This window comes from Burkholderia reimsis (assembly GCF_003294055.1).
Classification (GTDB): Bacteria; Pseudomonadota; Gammaproteobacteria; order Burkholderiales; family Burkholderiaceae; genus Burkholderia; species Burkholderia cepacia.
In genome coordinates, this window is record NZ_QMFZ01000019.1 from 137,320 (window position 1) to 153,615 (window position 16,296).

General features: G+C 68.7%; 15 protein-coding genes. 6 read left to right on the forward strand and 9 right to left on the reverse strand.

What is annotated here, in order from left to right:
• Window positions 1–230 precede the first annotated feature (230 nt).
• The gene (gene metK, locus DPV79_RS22080; RefSeq protein WP_011353531.1) at window positions 231–1,418 is read left to right on the forward strand and encodes a methionine adenosyltransferase; all 1,188 of its coding nucleotides are present in this window, start codon (window positions 231–233) and stop codon (window positions 1,416–1,418) included.
• Between the two features lie 139 nt (window positions 1,419–1,557).
• Here the strand turns inward: metK and DPV79_RS22085 are convergent, their stop codons facing one another.
• Window positions 1,558–1,899: a hypothetical protein gene (locus DPV79_RS22085; RefSeq protein WP_021163507.1), complete on the reverse strand. Its 342-nt coding sequence runs from the start codon at window positions 1,897–1,899 to the stop codon at window positions 1,558–1,560.
• A 352-nt stretch (window positions 1,900–2,251) separates the two neighbouring features.
• Here DPV79_RS22085 and DPV79_RS22090 point away from each other — a divergent pair, with 352 nt between their 5' ends.
• Window positions 2,252–3,025, forward strand: coding sequence for a phytanoyl-CoA dioxygenase family protein (locus tag DPV79_RS22090; RefSeq protein WP_027788879.1), 774 nt, complete (start codon window positions 2,252–2,254; stop codon window positions 3,023–3,025).
• A 149-nt stretch (window positions 3,026–3,174) separates the two neighbouring features.
• Here the strand turns inward: DPV79_RS22090 and DPV79_RS22095 are convergent, their stop codons facing one another.
• Window positions 3,175–3,381, reverse strand: a complete 207-nt coding sequence (locus DPV79_RS22095) for a DUF3185 family protein (protein WP_021163509.1) — start codon at window positions 3,379–3,381, stop codon at window positions 3,175–3,177.
• 190 nt (window positions 3,382–3,571) lie between these two features.
• Between DPV79_RS22095 and mgrA the strand changes: the two genes are divergently transcribed.
• Window positions 3,572–4,615, forward strand: coding sequence for an L-glyceraldehyde 3-phosphate reductase (mgrA, locus tag DPV79_RS22100; RefSeq protein WP_113046462.1), 1,044 nt, complete (start codon window positions 3,572–3,574; stop codon window positions 4,613–4,615).
• A gap of 110 nt (window positions 4,616–4,725) precedes the next feature.
• Here mgrA and DPV79_RS22105 read toward each other — a convergent pair whose 3' ends face one another.
• Together DPV79_RS22105 and DPV79_RS22110 are read right to left on the reverse strand one after the other, a co-directional pair.
• Window positions 4,726–4,911, reverse strand: coding sequence for a hypothetical protein (locus tag DPV79_RS22105; RefSeq protein WP_011353526.1), 186 nt, complete (start codon window positions 4,909–4,911; stop codon window positions 4,726–4,728).
• A gap of 459 nt (window positions 4,912–5,370) precedes the next feature.
• Window positions 5,371–6,252, reverse strand: a complete 882-nt coding sequence (locus DPV79_RS22110; RefSeq protein ID WP_113046472.1) for a DMT family transporter — start codon at window positions 6,250–6,252, stop codon at window positions 5,371–5,373.
• An 814-nt stretch (window positions 6,253–7,066) separates the two neighbouring features.
• Between DPV79_RS22110 and DPV79_RS22125 the strand changes: the two genes are divergently transcribed.
• Window positions 7,067–7,279 (forward strand): hypothetical protein, encoded by a 213-nt coding sequence (locus DPV79_RS22125; protein WP_004198969.1) that lies wholly within the window; start codon window positions 7,067–7,069, stop codon window positions 7,277–7,279.
• Between the two features lie 58 nt (window positions 7,280–7,337).
• A complete protein-coding gene (locus tag DPV79_RS22130; RefSeq protein ID WP_371748560.1) occupies window positions 7,338–8,360 on the forward strand; it encodes a serine/threonine protein kinase in 1,023 nt (340 codons plus the stop codon).
• 87 nt (window positions 8,361–8,447) lie between these two features.
• On the opposite strand, the gene DPV79_RS22135 is transcribed toward DPV79_RS22130, so the two are convergent.
• Window positions 8,448–9,890 carry a coniferyl aldehyde dehydrogenase gene (locus DPV79_RS22135; RefSeq protein WP_021163513.1) on the reverse strand — a complete coding sequence of 481 codons (1,443 nt, stop codon included), beginning with the start codon at window positions 9,888–9,890 and terminating at the stop codon, window positions 8,448–8,450.
• A 725-nt stretch (window positions 9,891–10,615) separates the two neighbouring features.
• On the opposite strand from DPV79_RS22135, the gene DPV79_RS22150 reads away from it, so the two are divergent.
• On the forward strand, window positions 10,616–12,256 hold the full coding sequence (locus DPV79_RS22150; protein WP_027788884.1) for a GMC family oxidoreductase: 1,641 nt from the start codon (window positions 10,616–10,618) through the stop codon (window positions 12,254–12,256).
• Window positions 12,257–12,283: 27 nt separating this feature from the next.
• Here DPV79_RS22150 and DPV79_RS22155 read toward each other — a convergent pair whose 3' ends face one another.
• The 4 genes from DPV79_RS22155 to fliH form a co-directional block, all read right to left on the reverse strand.
• Window positions 12,284–13,630 carry a flagellar hook-length control protein FliK gene (locus DPV79_RS22155; protein WP_113046463.1) on the reverse strand — a complete coding sequence of 449 codons (1,347 nt, stop codon included), beginning with the start codon at window positions 13,628–13,630 and terminating at the stop codon, window positions 12,284–12,286.
• 30 nt (window positions 13,631–13,660) lie between these two features.
• On the reverse strand, window positions 13,661–14,119 hold the full coding sequence (fliJ, locus tag DPV79_RS22160) for a flagellar export protein FliJ (protein ID WP_021163734.1): 459 nt from the start codon (window positions 14,117–14,119) through the stop codon (window positions 13,661–13,663).
• Window positions 14,120–14,124: 5 nt separating this feature from the next.
• Entirely contained in the window at window positions 14,125–15,693 is a 1,569-nt protein-coding gene (fliI, locus tag DPV79_RS22165; RefSeq protein WP_027788886.1) for a flagellar protein export ATPase FliI, read from the reverse strand.
• Window positions 15,687–16,296: flagellar assembly protein FliH (fliH, locus tag DPV79_RS22170; protein WP_113046464.1), on the reverse strand; the 610-nt coding region annotated here is incomplete at its 5' end. The genes fliI and fliH, both read right to left, overlap by 7 nt.

Below are 16,296 nucleotides of genomic sequence, written 5' to 3' on the forward strand. Positions count from 1 at the left end.
GCGAACAGGTAGGTGAGACAGCGGAAGATGCAGCACGGGCGGCGCTCTGTGACAATTCAGGAAAGCCGCTATAATACGGGCTTCGCCGAGTTAACTGACAACTTGCGGGGCGAAGCCGGTTGGCGTCATACGCGCTGCCCGGTCCTGGTAATCCGCTAAAGCGTCGCCGCTTCAGGCCCAACGAAGCTGGCTACGTGAAACCAACCGTAACCACACAGGAGCCTGAAAAAGTGGCAAACGATTATCTCTTCACGTCCGAATCCGTCTCCGAAGGCCATCCGGACAAGGTCGCGGACCAAATCTCGGACGCGATCCTCGACGCCATCCTCGAGCAAGACAAGTATTCCCGCGTCGCGGCGGAAACGCTGTGCAACACGGGTCTCGTCGTCCTGGCCGGTGAAATCACCACGACGGCCAACATCGACTACATCCAGATCGCGCGCGACACGATCAAGCGCATCGGCTACGACAACACCGACTACGGCATCGACTACAAGGGTTGCGCGGTGCTCGTCGCGTACGACAAGCAGTCGCCGGACATCGCCCAGGGCGTCGATCGTGCACACGACGACAACCTCGATCAGGGCGCGGGCGACCAGGGTCTGATGTTCGGTTACGCGTGCGATGAAACGCCGGAACTGATGCCGCTGCCGATCTACCTGTCGCACCGTCTCGTCGAGCGCCAGGCCAGCCTGCGCCGCGACGGCCGCCTGCAATGGCTGCGCCCGGACGCGAAGTCGCAGGTCACCGTCCGCTACGTCGACGGCAAGCCGCATTCGATCGACACCGTCGTGCTGTCGACGCAGCACGCACCGGACATCGAACTGCCCGCGCTGCGCGAAGCCGTGATCGAGGAAATCATCAAGCCGACGCTGCCGGCCGACCTGATCAAGGGCGACATCAAGTTCCTGGTGAACCCGACCGGCCGGTTCGTGATCGGTGGCCCGCAGGGCGATTGCGGCCTGACCGGCCGCAAGATCATCGTCGACACGTACGGCGGTGCCGCACCGCACGGCGGCGGCGCGTTCTCGGGCAAGGATCCGTCGAAGGTCGACCGTTCGGCTGCGTACGCAGGCCGCTACGTCGCGAAGAACATCGTCGCCGCCGGCCTCGCGTCGCGCGCGCTGATCCAGGTGTCGTACGCGATCGGCGTCGCCGAGCCGACCTCGGTGATGGTCAACACGTTCGGCACGGGTCGCGTGTCGGATGCGGTGATCACGAAGCTCGTGCGCGAGCATTTCGACCTGCGTCCGAAGGGCATCATCAAGATGCTCGACCTGCTGCGCCCGATCTACGAGAAGACGGCTGCTTACGGCCACTTCGGCCGCGAAGAGCCGGAATTCTCGTGGGAAGCGACCGACAAGGCGCTCGCACTGGCCGAAGCGGCCGGCGTCGAGCCGACGGCACGCGTCGCGTAAGCGTCGTTCGCCTGAAATGAAAAACCCCGGCTAGCCGGGGTTTTTTTATGGGTTCCGATCGTCAGGGGCAATCGGACAAACGAACAAACGGACAATGGCGCGACGGCGATCGTCGCGCGCGGTGCCCGCCGGCGTGCGCTCAGCGCGCGCCGAACCCGAACCAGCCGTTGCTGGCCGCGAGGCGGCGCGGACGGTTGACGCGGCGCTGCGGCCCGAGCGTGCGTCGCAGCGCGAGCGCGCGCAGCGACGACGGTTTCTGCAGCAGGGAGCGCAGGCCGGCACGGCGCGAGAACGCCTGTGCACTCATCATCGAGAAAAATGCGTGGAACCACGCACGGATGCCGTCCAGCCGGCTGTGTGCGGGCGTGCGCTCGGCCAGCGCCTGCGTGCGTGCGCGGTGATGGCGCAGCGAGCGGGCAGGAGCGGTCGGCACGACGCGCTTCGCAGCGCGGCTGAGACGGGAAGTCAGACGGAATGGCATGTGAACGATGCTTCGCTTGTATGGATGGCGCCCTGGAGAGCGCACTGGTATGAACGGCCTCGGAAGACGCAACGGATCTTACTGAAACTCGCTGCGCGCCGCGCCCGCCAGAATTGACAGGCCGCGACAGGCTACAGGGGATTCATGACGGGCAAAAGTCGCGATAAACCCTTGTGCCACAAGGCGTGTGCCGCATACCGCCTGTCGGTGAGGCAGGTGCCGCGACGAACAGTTCCCTTGAGCCGGATCAAATCCGCGATTGGCATGCCCCTGCGTACGACAATGGTGCTGTTCGCGGCATCCGGCGCCGATTTACAATCGTCACATTCACACAATAAACGTCTGGCATCCCATGTCGTCTCCATTGCAGTCGGAATCGATCCGCGCGCAAGTCGCGGAATTGCGCGAGCGCGGCTTTGTCGTCGCGCGTGGCCTCGTCGGCGAAGCGCAGTGCGCGGCGCTCAGGCAGATCGCGGAGCGCCAGTTGCGGGAGGCGGCCGAGCCGATCGAGTTCGAGGCGGATCTGCGCTACCCGGGCGCGCCCGAGTCCAAGCATGCGCCGGGCGGGCATACGGTGCGGCGGCTGCTCGATGCGTATTCACGCGATCCGGCGTTCGCCGAGCGCGCGATCGCACCCGAAATCGGGGCGTGGATGCGCGAGTATTTCGGCGAAGAACCCGTGCTGTCGCGCGCGCATCACAACTGCATGATGACGAAGCATCCCGCGTACGGCAGCCTGACCGGCTGGCATCGCGATTTCCGCTACTGGTCGTTCGAGCGCCCGGACATGGTGTCGGTGTGGCTCGCACTCGGGCCGGAAACGAACGAGAACGGCGCACTGTGGCTCGTGCCGGGGTCGCATACGGCCGAATTCGGGCCTGAAGCGTTCGACGATGCGAAGTTCTTCCGCAGCGACCTGCCGGCGAACCGGAAGATGATCGATGCGGCCACGTGCCCGTCGCTGCAGACGGGCGACGTGGTGTTCTTCCACAGCAACACGCTGCATTCGGCCGGGCAGAACCGCTCCGACCAGGTGAAGTTCTCGCTCGTGTACACCTATCACGGCGCGAGCAACCGGCCGCTACCCGGCACGCGCTCGGCGTCGAAACCGGAAGTGCAGTTCTAGGTTCGGACCGGACGGGCGGTGACACCACCGCGGTCACGCGATGCGGTGCATCGCCGGCGGATGAAGCAACGGGCGGCCTGGCCGCCCGTTTCGTTTGGCGCGGCCCGGTCGCACGACGCGGGCCGTGTGCGCATCGCGCGGCTGCGCGATCAGCGTTTGTTGCCCGGCATCGCGAGGCCGATCAGGCCGATGAACGACGCGACGGCGCCGCCCGCGATCAGCAGGATCGTCTTCGTCGCGGGCGAACCGGTGAAGAAGCGCGACACGTTGTCGTTGATCGAATGGAACGACTGGCCGCCGAAATACAGCAGCACGACGCCGCCGACGAGCAGTGCAACCGAGATGACCCGGGACATACCAACCTCGCTGAAACGGTGATTCGAGACGCCGCAGTGTAGGCGACGACCGCGGCCGCGTCCATCGCCGTGCCGCCGTGCGCGATCCGGCCGCTTTCGCTACCATAGTCGTCGTATGACTCCTTCGCCGTCGCCGCGCCGTGTGCGCGGCAAGCGCGACCTTTCCCCGATGTCCTGACGGAACAGACTCATGGCCTACGAAGCAGCTTCCGAACGTTATGCCGACATGCAATACCGCACCTGTGGCAAATCCGGGCTCAAACTGCCCGTGCTGTCGCTCGGCCTGTGGCACAACTTCGGCGATTCGACGCCGATCTCGACGCAGCGCGAAATCCTGCGTACGGCGTTCGACCTCGGCATCAACCACTTCGATCTCGCGAACAATTACGGGCCGCCGTACGGCAGTGCCGAAACCAACTTCGGCCGGCTGCTGAAGGAGGATTTCCGACCGTATCGCGACGAGTTGCTGATCTCGACGAAGGCCGGCTGGGACATGTGGCCGGGGCCGTACGGCAGCGGCGGCGGGTCGCGCAAGTACGTGCTCGCGAGCCTCGATCAGAGCCTGCAGCGGATGGGGCTCGACTACGTCGACATCTTCTATTCGCACCGCTTCGACGCGCACACGCCGCTCGAGGAAACGGCGGGCGCGCTCGCGTCGGCCGTGCAGCAGGGCAAGGCGCTCTATATCGGCATTTCGTCGTATTCGGCGGCGAAGACGCGCGAGATGGCCGAGCTGCTCGCGCAGTACAAGGTGCCGCTGCTGATCCATCAGCCGTCGTACAACCTGCTGAATCGCTGGGTCGAAACCGAACTGCTCGGCACGCTCGACGAGATCGGCACGGGCAGCATCGCGTTCACGCCGCTCGCGCAGGGGCTGCTCACGTCGAAGTACCTGAACGGCGTGCCGGCCGACGCGCGCGTGAACAAGCCGGGCGGTGGCTCGCTGAAGCAGGATCACCTGAGCACGGACAACCTCGAGCACGTGCGCAAGCTCAACGCGATCGCCGAGCGGCGCGGGCAGAGCCTTGCGCAGATGGCGCTCGCGTGGGTGCTGCGCAACGGCCGCGTGACGTCCGCGCTGATCGGCGCGAGCCGTGCGGAGCAGGTGCGTGAAAACGTCGGTGCGTTGAAGCACCTCGAATTCTCGGCGGAGGAACTCGCGGAGATCGATCGTTACGCGACGGAAGGCGGCATCAATCTGTGGGAAAAGCCGTCCACCGATCAGGCGATCTGACCGGCGGTCGATACGGCATGCGAAACATCGCGTGTCGTATCAATGGCTCGCGTGCGACCTGTCGCATCGCTGCGGTGCAGCGATGCACGGCACGCACGGGTGGTGCGCCGCTAGATCAGCGCAGGCAGGCCTTCGACGAGCAATACCGCGACGCCGACGCCGAGGATGACGCCCAGTACGCGTAGCAGGTTGTGGCGGAATTCGGTTGCACACGGCACCGCGCCGAGAAATAGCGCTCCGGCCAGCGCCATCGGAATCAACAGGATGAAGTCGCCGATCGTGAAGTAGGTTGTCATGCGTGTCTCCAGTGTCGGCCGGAGTTAGCGCTTCAGCGCTTACTCCGGCCCCATCCCTGTGGGATTTCGGCCGGAATCGGCACCTCAGCGCTTACTCCGGCCCCATCCCTGTGGGATTTCGGCCGGAGTCGGCACCTCAGCGCTTACTCCGGCCCCATCCCTGTGGGATTTCGGCCGGAGTCGGCACCTCAGCTTTTACTCCGGCTCCATGCCGGGTGTTTCTAGTGTTGGTCGCAACCCGATTGCGAGCGGGCCGCTCAATTCGAGTATAGGCAACCGGCAGCGCTTTTCGCTATCCGAACCATTAAAAATCAGCGGAATGCCCGGCGTATCACGCATTTTTCCCGCAAGTCAGACGAACACCTTGCGCGCATCTTTCCCGTGCCTTTCGATTTCTGCGGATTCGTCGCATGTGTCCGGTGCGTGCCGCCGCACCCGCGGGCGCGGCGGCACGCCCGCTCATGCGCGGTCGGGTTGCACGCGGGTAGCCGGCGCGTGGAATACGAGCGCGAGCCCCGCGATGATCGCGCCCATGCCGCCGAGCGCGAGCGGCTCGGGCCGGTTGCCGAGCCACACGGCATCCATCAGCGTGGTGACGACGGGCACGAGATAGAACAGGCTCGTCACGTTGACGAGATCGCCGCGCTGCATCAACCGGTAGAACAGCAGTTGAGCGATCACCGAAATCACGATGCCGAGCCACAGCAGCGGGATCACGAATGCCCAGCTCATGTCGAACGACACCGGCCGGAACGGCACGATCGCCACGCACAGCGCGAGGCCGATCGCATTCTGCAACGGCAGCACGTCGGCGGGCGCCGCCCGTACGCGCTTTTGCAGCAGCGAGCCGGCGGTCAGCGCGACGAGCGCGGTGAGCGCGCACGCGATGCCCGCGAGCGACAGGCCGCCGTCGCCCACGCCGCGGCACACGACGAGCGCGAGGCCGGCGAGCGACAGCGCGAGCCCTGCGATGCGCACGGGCTGCCAGCGTCGCTCGACGAGCGCGAGCGTGAGGATCGGCTGCACGCCGAGGATCGTGGCGAGCACACCCGGCGCGATCCCGCGTTCGAGCGCGAGCAGGTAGAAGATCGAATAGCCGCCCATCATCAGCAAGCCGGTCAGCGCGGCCATGCGCCGTTCGCCGCGCGGCGGCAGCCAGCGTTTGCGCACGAAAGCCAGCCCGAGCAGCACGAGCGATGCCAGGGCGAAACGTGCGGTGAGAAAGACGAACGCGGACGCGTGACGCAGACCGAGTTCAGCGAAGATCGCGCCGCTGCTCCACAGCAGCACGAAGAGCGACGTCGCGCCATGCGCGGCGAGCGCGCGTTTGAACGAAACCATGTGAATCCACCTGTCGAACGGATCGGAACGTTCCATTCGCGCGCGCAGCAGCGAGCCGTGCGTCACGACGCACGAATGCAAGCCTGCTGGCGAATGGAAGACGAAACGGAAGCCGGCTGGTCAGCCGGCGCGTGCCGCCGGAGGGGGCGGCGCGGCGCCGACGAGCGGCGGTGCGACAGGAGGAGGAAGAACCGACGGATGCGCGCACGCCTGCGGCCGCGAGTCGAACTGCGGCCGGGATTTTGCAAGGGCGGACGTGAGCGGATGCATCGGATCGGAATGCGCTGGAACGCGAATGAGCATCAAAGGTACCGCAAGGCCGGCATCGGACGCAACCACTGTCGGCGGCATCGCATGACGCAGCACGGCGCGCGGTGAAGCACGCGGCAATGCGGGCGGTGCGTGCGCAACCGTCGTCGTGCCGGTTGCGTTCGAGGTACGGGGAAGGCGACGATGGCGCGGCGTCGTTCGGCCACGGTGTTCGCGCGAAACTTCCCGGTGATGCGGCACCGGCCCGCGATGCGCGCGCGGCATGCGTCACGGGCGCGTTGCGGTGCCGACGCGGATTCGGCGGGCAGTCACATTCGACAGGGTATGATGGGGGTAACCGGGCGGGCAAGCGCCTGTCCGGCGCAGTGGTTGATTGGAGACATTCGACGAATTCGCGGCACTTCGCCTGCTTCTTCTTCTTTTCGCGCTTCGATAAACCGTGAACAATGGGATTACGCGCAACGCTCCGACGAGAGCGCGCGGATCGTGCATTTGCCGGCTCGTCACCGAGCCGGGTTTCAAGAGTCAAGAGTGGGGAACCATCATGCATGTCGGGTCGATTGTCTGCACTACCCATATCGCTGTGCCGAAGGGCGCACGCGGCATCGTCCAGCGCATCCTGGGCGACATGGCCATGGTGACCTGGTACGCGGGCGTACCGGGCGAGTCGAAGGAACTCAACACCGAGCCGTTCTTTCTCGAGGACCTGATCGACACCGGCGAATCCGTGCTGCCGGCCGGCGCGGCGCTTCACTGAGCGCATACGCCGCACCGGGCGCTCGTCTTTCGGCCCGGCTGGCGGCACAATGCGGGGCATGAAAGACGTCACTTCCGCTCCCGCTTCTCCCGCCGGCCCGCCGTTCGCCGGACTCACGCCCGAGTGCGTGCTCGATGCGCTCGACAGCGTGCTGATGCCGGCCGGCCTGCGCACCGACGGGCGCCTGCTCGCGCTCAACAGCTACGAAAACCGCGTGTATCAGGTGGGCATCGAAGACGGCCCGCCGGTCGTCGCGAAGTTCTACCGTCCGGCCCGCTGGTCGGACGAAGCGATCCTCGAAGAGCACGCGTTCGTCGCCGAGCTCGCCGCGCGCGAGATTCCGGCGGTGCCCGCGCGCGCATTCGACGGTCGCACGCTGCATGCGTTCGACGGTTTCCGCTTCTCGATCTTCGAGCGGCGCGGCGGCCGCGCGCCTGACCTCGACCGCAGCGACACGCTCGAATGGCTCGGCCGCTTCATCGGCCGGATCCATGCGGTCGGTGCGACGCAGCCGTATGTCGCGCGTCCCGTGCTCGATATCGGTACGTTCGGCTACGAGCCGCGCGACTACCTGCTCGCGCACGATTTCATTCCGGACGATGTGCGGCCCGCGTACGAGACCGCCGTGACGCTCGCGCTCGAAGGCGTCGAGGCCGCGTTCGAGCGGGCGGGCGAGATCCGCCTGCTGCGCACGCACGGCGACTGTCATCCGAGCAACGTGCTGTGGACCGATGCCGGCCCGCACTTCGTCGACTTCGACGACAGCCGGATGGCGCCCGCGATCCAGGATCTGTGGCTGTTGTTGCCGGGCGATCGCGAAGGCGCGTCGCGGGCGCTCGCGGACCTGCTGGCCGGCTACGAGGATTTCTGCGAATTCGAGCCGCGCGAGTTGCATCTCGTCGAAGCGCTGCGCACGTTGCGGCTGATTCACTACGCGGCATGGCTCGCGCGGCGCTGGGACGATCCCGCCTTTCCCGCCGCGTTCCCATGGTTCAACACGCACCGCTACTGGGAAGCACGCGTGCTCGAGTTGCGCGAGCAGATCGGCGCGATGCAGGAAGGGCCGCTCTGGCCCGTATGACGGCGCGCGCGGTACCGGCACCGGCGCCGCGCGGCCTGCCGGTGCGAGCCGCGGCGCGATGCGCGCGGCCCGTTCGATCCCGTCCGTTCAGAACTTCATCATCAGCTTGATCAGCGCGGCGAAGCGCTTGCCGTAAGGCGGCGCGAGCAGGTTGCGCGCGTTCAGGCGCGCCTGCGTGAGTACCGGCTTCATCTTCGAGAACGTCACGAAGCCGTCGTAGCCGTGATACGCGCCCATGCCGCTCGCACCGACCCCGCCGAACGGCAGGCTGCCGCACGCGATGTGCATCAGCGTTTCGTTGATCGACACGCCGCCCGAGATCGTTTCGCGCATCACGCGGTCGATCGTGCCGCCGTCCTCGTCGAACAGGTAGAGCGCGAGCGGACGCGGGCGCGCATTCACGTATGCGATCGCTTCGTCGAGCCGCTCGTACGGCACGAGCGGCAGCAGCGGCCCGAAGATTTCCTCCTGCATCAGCTGCGACGCGGCCGGCACCTGCGTGACCGCGCACGGCACGAAGCGGCGCGATGCAGGATCGGATTGCGCGTCGGACAGCGGATGCAGCTGCGCGCCGGCCGCCTGCGCGTCGCTGGCGAGCTGCTGCAGCCGGGCGTAGTGGCGCGGCGACACGATCGTCGTGTAGTCGCCGTTGGCCGACAGGTCGGGGTACATCTTCGCGAACCGTGCCCGCGCGCGCTCGATGAACGCGGCTTCCATCCCGCGCGGCAGCAGCACGTAGTCGGGCGCGATGCAGGTCTGGCCCGCGTTCAGCGTCTTGCCCGCGACGATCGCGTCGACCGCCGCATCGAAGCGCGCGTTCGGCCCGACGATGGCCGGCGACTTGCCGCCGAGTTCGAGCGTGACGGGCGTGAGGTTGTCGGCGGCCGCGCGCATCACGTGGCGGCCGACGTGCGTCGAACCGGTGAACAGCAGATGATCGAACGGCAAGCCGCTGAACGCGGCGCCCACTTCAGCGTCGCCGTTCACGACCGCGACGTGGTCGCGCGTGAAGGTCTTCGCAATGAGCTGCTCGAACAGCGCCGACGTGCGCGGCGTCAGTTCGGACATCTTGATGATCGCGCGGTTGCCGGCCGCGAGCGCGCAGATCAGCGGGCCGGCCGCGAGCAGCACCGGGTAGTTCCACGGTACGACGATGCCGACCACGCCGAGAGGCTGCGGAATCACCTTCGCGCGCGCCGGGCGCAGCCACTTGTTCATCGGCTTGCGGATCGGTTTCATCCAGCGCTTGCCGTGCTTGAGCGCGTCGTCGATCTCTTCCTTCGCCATCCAGATTTCCGACAGCAGCACTTCCTGCTTCGCGCGATGACCGAAATCGGCGCTGATTGCCTCGGCGAGTGCGTCCGCGTGGTCGATCAGCATCGTGCGCAGCGCGCGCAAGTGCTGCACGCGCGTTTCCCAAGCCGGGTACGGTGCGCGCAGGTAGGCCGCGCGCTGGTCGCGCAGCAGCGACGTCAGTGCATCGACCGACGGCAGTGCTTGCGGGGCCAGTTCGGGCAGGTCGTTCTTCATGTCGTCTCCTCCAGTTTGGCCTGGCTGGTCGGCCGGCCGTCACGCCGCACGCGCACGCTCGGCGAGCGCGGCGACGCGGATCGGGGTGGTGCGTGTCGCGCGGCGCGGGGCCGGATGCGACGTGTGCTCGAAAACCGGTTCATGCGTGCAGCGGGCGTCGCATCCACGCGACGGTGCGTTCATCCGGAAACCGTGTTGCGGCGCGTGGGCATGCAGTGCGATGCAACCGTTGCCGGGCGCGCGACGCCGCGGCGCGACCGCCCGCCTGCACACCGAAGCGGGGCGGCGCGACGGGGCCGTCCAACCATGCCGCGGCGCATCGCGCCGCCGCGGCGACAAACCGTCCAAACGGTCGGCGACGACGCGTGCCGTTCGATTTCGATCGACTGCGCGCATGACGCGGGGCATCTCCGCGCGGGCAGCCGTTTGAAATGAAATGCGGGCTGCGCGCATCGCATCCGGACAACCCGGTCGGCACGCGGCCTGCAGAACCTGGCGCTGCATCGTCGTCTCTCCCGTTTCGCGACGGATCGGCTTCTCGTGGCCGGCGCGTCGCGCAAAGCGAATCGATACATCTTAAATTTAGTTCACGCGAGCGTTTAGAGGAATCGCTCTTGAATCCGCGCGCCGCGCGCACGGTGGCGATTCCTACAATGCCCGAACACTACAAAGACGTGGTCGCGCGGCGGTGCCGGGCGCCTTCCATGAGACGACGGAGACGTGACATGCAATACGACTACATCATCGTAGGCGGCGGGTCGGGCGGGTCGAGCCTGGCAGGCCGTCTCGCCGATGCCTGCCCCGATGCGACGATCGCGCTGATCGAGGCCGGCTCGCATACGGAGCGCAACCTGCTCGTCAACATGCCGGTCGGCATCGCGGCGCTGGTACCGTTCAAGCTCGGCACGAACTACGGCTACGAGACGGTGCCGCAGCCGGGCCTCGGCGGGCGGCGCGGCTACCAGCCGCGCGGGCGCGGGATGGGCGGCTCGAGCGCGATCAACGCGATGATCTACACGCGCGGCCACCCGGGCGACTACGACGAATGGGCGCAGCTCGGCGCGACGGGCTGGGGCTGGCAGGACGTGCTGCCGTATTTCCGGCGCGCGGAAGGCAACGAACGTGGCGCCGATGCGTGGCACGGCGCGGACGGCCCGCTGTCGGTGTCGGATCTGCGCTTTCGCAATCCGTTCTCCGAACGATTCATCCAGGCCGCGCATGCGGCCGGCTATCCGCTGAACGACGACTTCAACGGCGCGACGCAGGAAGGCGTCGGCTTCTATCAGGTCACGCACCGCGACGGCTCGCGCTGCAGCGTCGCGCGTGCGTATATATACGGCCGCAACCGGCCGAACCTGCACGTGATCACCGATGCGACGGTGCTGCGCGTCACGTTCGACGGCAAGCGCGCGGCCGGCGTCGCGGTCGCGCGCAACGGGCGCGTCGAGACGCTCGACGCGCGCGCGGAAGTGATCCTGTCGGCCGGCGCGTTCAATTCGCCGCAACTGCTGATGTGCTCGGGAATCGGCCCGGCCGAGCAACTGCGCCGGCACGGGATCGCCGTCGTGCAGGATGCGCCGGACGTCGGCACGAACCTGATCGACCACATCGACTTCATCATCAACACGCGCGTGAATTCGTCGGAGCTGGTCGGCGTGTGCCTGCGCGGGATCGCGAAGATGACGCCCGCGCTCGCGCGCTATTTCTCGAGCCGCACCGGGATGATGACGAGCAACGTCGCGGAGGCCGGCGGCTTCATCAAGAGCGATCCGTCGCTCGAGCGCCCCGATCTGCAGCTGCATTTCTGCACGGCGCTCGTGGACGACCACAACCGCAAGATGCACTGGGGCTTCGGCTATTCGCTGCACGTGTGTGCGCTGCGGCCGTTCAGCCGCGGCACGGTGACGCTCGCGACCGGCGATGCGCGTGACGCACCGCTGATCGATCCGCGCTTCTTCAGCGATTCGCGCGATCTCGACCTGCTCGTGCGGGGCACGCAGGCGATGCGCAGGATCCTGTCGCAGGCGCCGCTCGCGTCGCAGGGCGGGCGCGAGCTGTACACGCGGGCGGACCAGAGCGAAGCGGAGCTGCGCAAGACGATCGTCGAGCATGCCGACACGATCTACCACCCGGTCGGCACCTGCCGGATGGGGTCGGACGCGCACGCGGTCGTCGATCCGCAACTGCGCGTGCGCGGCGTCGAGGGATTGCGCGTGGTGGACGCGTCGGTGATGCCGACGCTGGTCGGCGGGAACACGAATGCGCCGTCGGTGATGATCGGCGAACGCGCGGCGGACTTCATCGTCGCGGCGCGCAAGGGCGGTGTGTCGCGCGGCGAGGCGGCTGCCGCGGTGCACGGCCGCTGAGCGGCGCGCGCACGCGGGCAGTCATGCTCAGGCAAACGTATCGACGAGGCCGGCGCGGCTCACGCTCGCGGCGACCGGTGCGGATTGCGCAGCGTCGACCGGTGCATCGACGGCTGACGATCCGCCGCTCCCGCGCCGCGACGACTGCCCGCCGGCGAAGGACGATTGCGGGTTCTGCTGCTGCGAAGCGAAGCCGCCGTCGCTGACGGTCGCGCTGCCCAGGCCGAGCCCGCCCGATTCCATCGCTTCGCGCAGCTTCGGCAGCGCGGCTTCGACCGCGTCGCGCACCTGCGCGTGCTGCGACACGAACAGCGCGTGCGCGTGATTGTCCGCGACACGCAGCACGACCTGCAGCGGCCCGAGATCGGGCGGGTTGAGCGTCAGCTCGGCGCTCTGCTGGTGCGCATTCGACAGGAACACGACCTTCTGGCTCAGCGCGTCCGTCCAGTCCGGGGTGCCGACGTGCGGGGCGAGCACGTGCGCGTTCGCCGCGGCGATCGCGCCCGCGGCCGGCGACAACTGCAGGTTCGCCTGTGTCGCGGCCGCCGCCGTTGCGCCGGCCGCGAGCGTCGCGCTGGCGGCCGGATCCGTCGCGTCGCCGGCTGCCGCGAGCGCGTGCTGCTCGCCCGACTGCGCGTTCGCGTTGGCCTGCAGCGCCTGCGCGGTGGCCTGCGCCGGCGTTTGCTGGGTCGCGAGCGCCCCCTTCGCGTCGGCGAGGGTGCGGTCGAAGGTCGGGACCTTCGGGGTCAGCGGTGCGGTGGCGCCGGTCGATGCGGTCGATGCCGGTGCCGACGCGGTCGCGCCGGCCGCGGGTATCGCGATCGCGCCGGAGCCGCCCGTCAGCCTGTCGAGCGCGGTCTGCAGCGCATCGCGGCCCGACGCGGTCGCGGCCGGCTGGGCGGCCGCGGCGGCGTCCGTGGCCGCGTGATCCGCCAGCGTGGCCGTGGCGTCGGGCTGGCCGGACACGGCCGCCTTTTGTGCCGCGGCGGCGGCAGCAGCCGGATCGACCGGCGCCGTGTTGTCCATGCGCGCCTGCAGTTGCGCCTGCACGGCCGCGGCGGCCGCGAGCGCGGCGGCGTCGGGGTTGGCGGCGGCGTTCGTGGTCGTATCGTCGGTTGCGTCGTCGTCATCGGTCGCGGCCGGCTTCGTGCCGGCGGCCGGCTTCGACGAAGCCTGTTTCGTCGAAGCATCCGGCGCGCCGGCATTCGACGAATCGCGACGCGTGACGACGCTTTGCTTCAGCGTCTGCGCGAACGGCACGGCGGCCGTGGCATCGTTGCCGGCGGCGGCGCCGGACGAACCCGAGCCGCGGGCGGCCTGGAGTGCGGTGCCGGCGGTGTCGAGCAGCGCGCCGAGCAGGGGCAGGGGAGGCATGACGTTCTCTCGTTCGAATGCGGTGGTCGGTTACGACGAACGGGCCGCGTCGGCCCGCATGCGCAGGATCTTCGCGGCGTGTTCGTCGGCATCGCGCTGCTCGCGCCGGGCTTCGCGCTTCGCTTCCTGCGCGACGCCGCGCGCCTGCAGGATTTCGTACGAGCCGACGGTGCGTTTCTTCTGTTGCCAGTTCGGGCGTGCTTCGTCGATACGGACTTCGGCCGCGGCCAGCACGCTGCGCTGCTGCGCGATCGCGGCGTCGAGCGTGTCGATGAACGCCTGGAAATTGCGCCAGTTGCCGGCCGGCATCCCGTGCTGGGCGGATTGCGAGAAGCGCGCGTGGTATTCGTCGCGGTAGCGCAGCAGCGCGTCGAGCTGCTCGGCGGCCGCGGTGCGGTCGCGCTGCGCGGTGCCGAGCTGCTTTGCGGCCGAGTCGAGGTCGTCCTGCGCGCGGTCGAGCAGCAACTGAAGGGGAAAGCCGTGAGCCATCTGGATCAGCCTCCGTAAGCGTCGAACAGTGCATCGAGCCCGGCGAGGCTCGACGCGAACGGCGCGCATTCGCGAAAGCCCTGCTGGAGGAACGCCTCGATGCGCGGATAGAGCGCGATCGCGCGGTCGAGCTGCGCGTCGCGGCCGGGCGCGTACGCGCCGACCGCGATCAGGTCGCGATTGCGCTGGTAGCGCGACAGCATCTGCTTGAACTGCCGGACGTGGTCGAGATGCGTTTCGTCGATCAGCGCGGTCATCGCGCGGCTGATCGACGCCTCGATGTCGATCGCCGGATAGTGGCCGGCCTCGGCAAGCGCACGCGACAGCACGACGTGGCCGTCGAGGATCGCACGCGCCGAATCGGCGATCGGGTCCTGCTGGTCGTCGCCTTCGGTCAGCACCGTGTAGAACGCGGTGATCGAGCCGCCGCCCTCCGGCCCGTTGCCGGTGCGCTCGACGAGCGCCGGCAGCTTCGCGAACACCGACGGCGGGTAACCCTTGGTCGCGGGCGGCTCGCCGATCGCGAGCGCGATCTCGCGCTGCGCCATCGCGTAGCGCGTCAGCGAATCCATCAGCAGCAGCACGTGCTTGCCCTGGTCGCGGAAATACTCGGCGAGCGACGTCGCATAGGCCGCGCCCTGCATCCGCAGCAGCGGCGATACGTCGGCCGGCGCCGCGACGACGACCGAGCGTGCGAGTCCGTCCTCGCCGAGGATCTGTTCGATGAACTCCTTCACTTCGCGGCCGCGTTCGCCGATCAGCCCGATCACGATCACTTCCGCGCTCGTGTAGCGCGCCATCGTGCCGAGCAGCACCGACTTGCCGACGCCGGAGCCGGCGAACAGGCCCATCCGCTGGCCGCGGCCGACGGTGAGCAGCGCGTTGATCGCACGCACGCCGACGTCGAGCACGTGGTGGATCGGTTCGCGCTCGAGCGGGTTGATCGACGGCGCCGACAGCGGCGCGTCGACCTTCGACGCGAGCGGGCCGAGGCCGTCGAGCGGGCGGCCCGACGCGTCGACGACGCGCCCGAGCATCTCCCAGCCGACCGGCAAACGCTTCGCGCCCGCGAGCGGATCGGCCACCGGCGCGGTTTCGCGGGGCCAGACGCGCGCACCGGGCAGCACGCCGGCGACGTCGGTGGTCGGCATCAGGAACAGGCGGTCGCCGGCGAAGCCGACGACTTCCGCTTCCGCGTGCGGCAGCGTGCTGCCGGGCGGGAGTTCGATCGTGCATTCGGCGCCGACCGACAGGCGCAGCCCGATCGCCTCGAGCACGAGGCCGGCCGCGCGCGTTAGGCGGCCGCACGGGCGCAGCGGCAGCGCGCGATGGCTGCGCGCGGCGAGGCCGTTCAGGTGCGTGCGCCAGTGCGCGAGATGCGGGTTGTGCGGCGCGCGCGGCGCGTGCCCGGCGGGCGGCGTGGCGCCGGAAGCGTCGGCCGCTGCGGCGGCGCCGTGCGGGTGTGCGTCATGAGTGTCGTGTGCGGCGTCGGGGCCGAACGACGCGAGCGCGAGCTCGCGTTCGAGCGGCGTCAGGCCGTCGTGCGCGAGCGCTTCGGGCGGCCGCGTCACCACGTGCTCACCTTGCCGATCGCGGCGGCGACGCGCTGCCAGCGCGTGGGCAGCGTCGCGTCGACCTCGCCGGTCGCGGCGTGCGCGCGGCAGCCGCCGCGCTCGATCGACGCGTCGGTGCGCACGTTCCAGCCGAGCGTATCGAGATCGTCCTGCAGGTAGGCTTCGACGACGGGCAGGTCGGCCGGATTCACCGCGAGATGCGGCGCGCCGGACAGCGCGGGTTCGGCCGCGAGCACGTCGCGCACGGCCGCGACGAGCGCGGCCGGGTCGTGCTTCACGTGCTGGCGCACGACCTGTTGCGCGATGTCGAGCGCGAGCTGCGCGATGTCGGCGGCCAGATCGTGCTCGACGCTCGATACGGCCTCGCGGAACGACGCGGCGAGCGCCGCGAGCTGCGCGGCCTGTTCGCGCGCGTCGGCCTGGCCGGCTTCGAACCCCTGTGCGCGGCCCTGCTCGAAACCGGCCTGGTAGCCGAGCGCCTGGCCTTCGACGTGGCCGGCCGCATGGCCTTCGGCGTGCGCGGCGTCGCGCACGCGCTGCAGGTCCTCGGCGAGCGCGGCGGCGGCCGCTGCCGCGTCGTCGGGCGGCGGCGGGGGCGGCGGC

Coding starts and splice junctions, on each gene's coding strand:
- DPV79_RS22150 (WP_027788884.1), top strand. CDS start 10,616: ATGCAATACGACTACATCATCGTAGGCGGCGGGTCGGGCGGGTCGAGC.
- fliJ (WP_021163734.1), bottom strand. CDS start 14,119: ATGGCTCACGGCTTTCCCCTTCAGTTGCTGCTCGACCGCGCGCAGGAC.
- DPV79_RS22090 (WP_027788879.1), top strand. CDS start 2,252: ATGTCGTCTCCATTGCAGTCGGAATCGATCCGCGCGCAAGTCGCGGAA.
- DPV79_RS22135 (WP_021163513.1), bottom strand. CDS start 9,890: ATGAAGAACGACCTGCCCGAACTGGCCCCGCAAGCACTGCCGTCGGTC.
- DPV79_RS22155 (WP_113046463.1), bottom strand. CDS start 13,630: ATGCCTCCCCTGCCCCTGCTCGGCGCGCTGCTCGACACCGCCGGCACC.
- DPV79_RS22125 (WP_004198969.1), top strand. CDS start 7,067: ATGCATGTCGGGTCGATTGTCTGCACTACCCATATCGCTGTGCCGAAG.
- DPV79_RS22085 (WP_021163507.1), bottom strand. CDS start 1,899: ATGCCATTCCGTCTGACTTCCCGTCTCAGCCGCGCTGCGAAGCGCGTC.
- mgrA (WP_113046462.1), top strand. CDS start 3,572: ATGGCCTACGAAGCAGCTTCCGAACGTTATGCCGACATGCAATACCGC.
- DPV79_RS22095 (WP_021163509.1), bottom strand. CDS start 3,381: ATGTCCCGGGTCATCTCGGTTGCACTGCTCGTCGGCGGCGTCGTGCTG.
- DPV79_RS22105 (WP_011353526.1), bottom strand. CDS start 4,911: ATGACAACCTACTTCACGATCGGCGACTTCATCCTGTTGATTCCGATG.
- DPV79_RS22130 (WP_371748560.1), top strand. CDS start 7,338: ATGAAAGACGTCACTTCCGCTCCCGCTTCTCCCGCCGGCCCGCCGTTC.
- DPV79_RS22110 (WP_113046472.1), bottom strand. CDS start 6,252: ATGGTTTCGTTCAAACGCGCGCTCGCCGCGCATGGCGCGACGTCGCTC.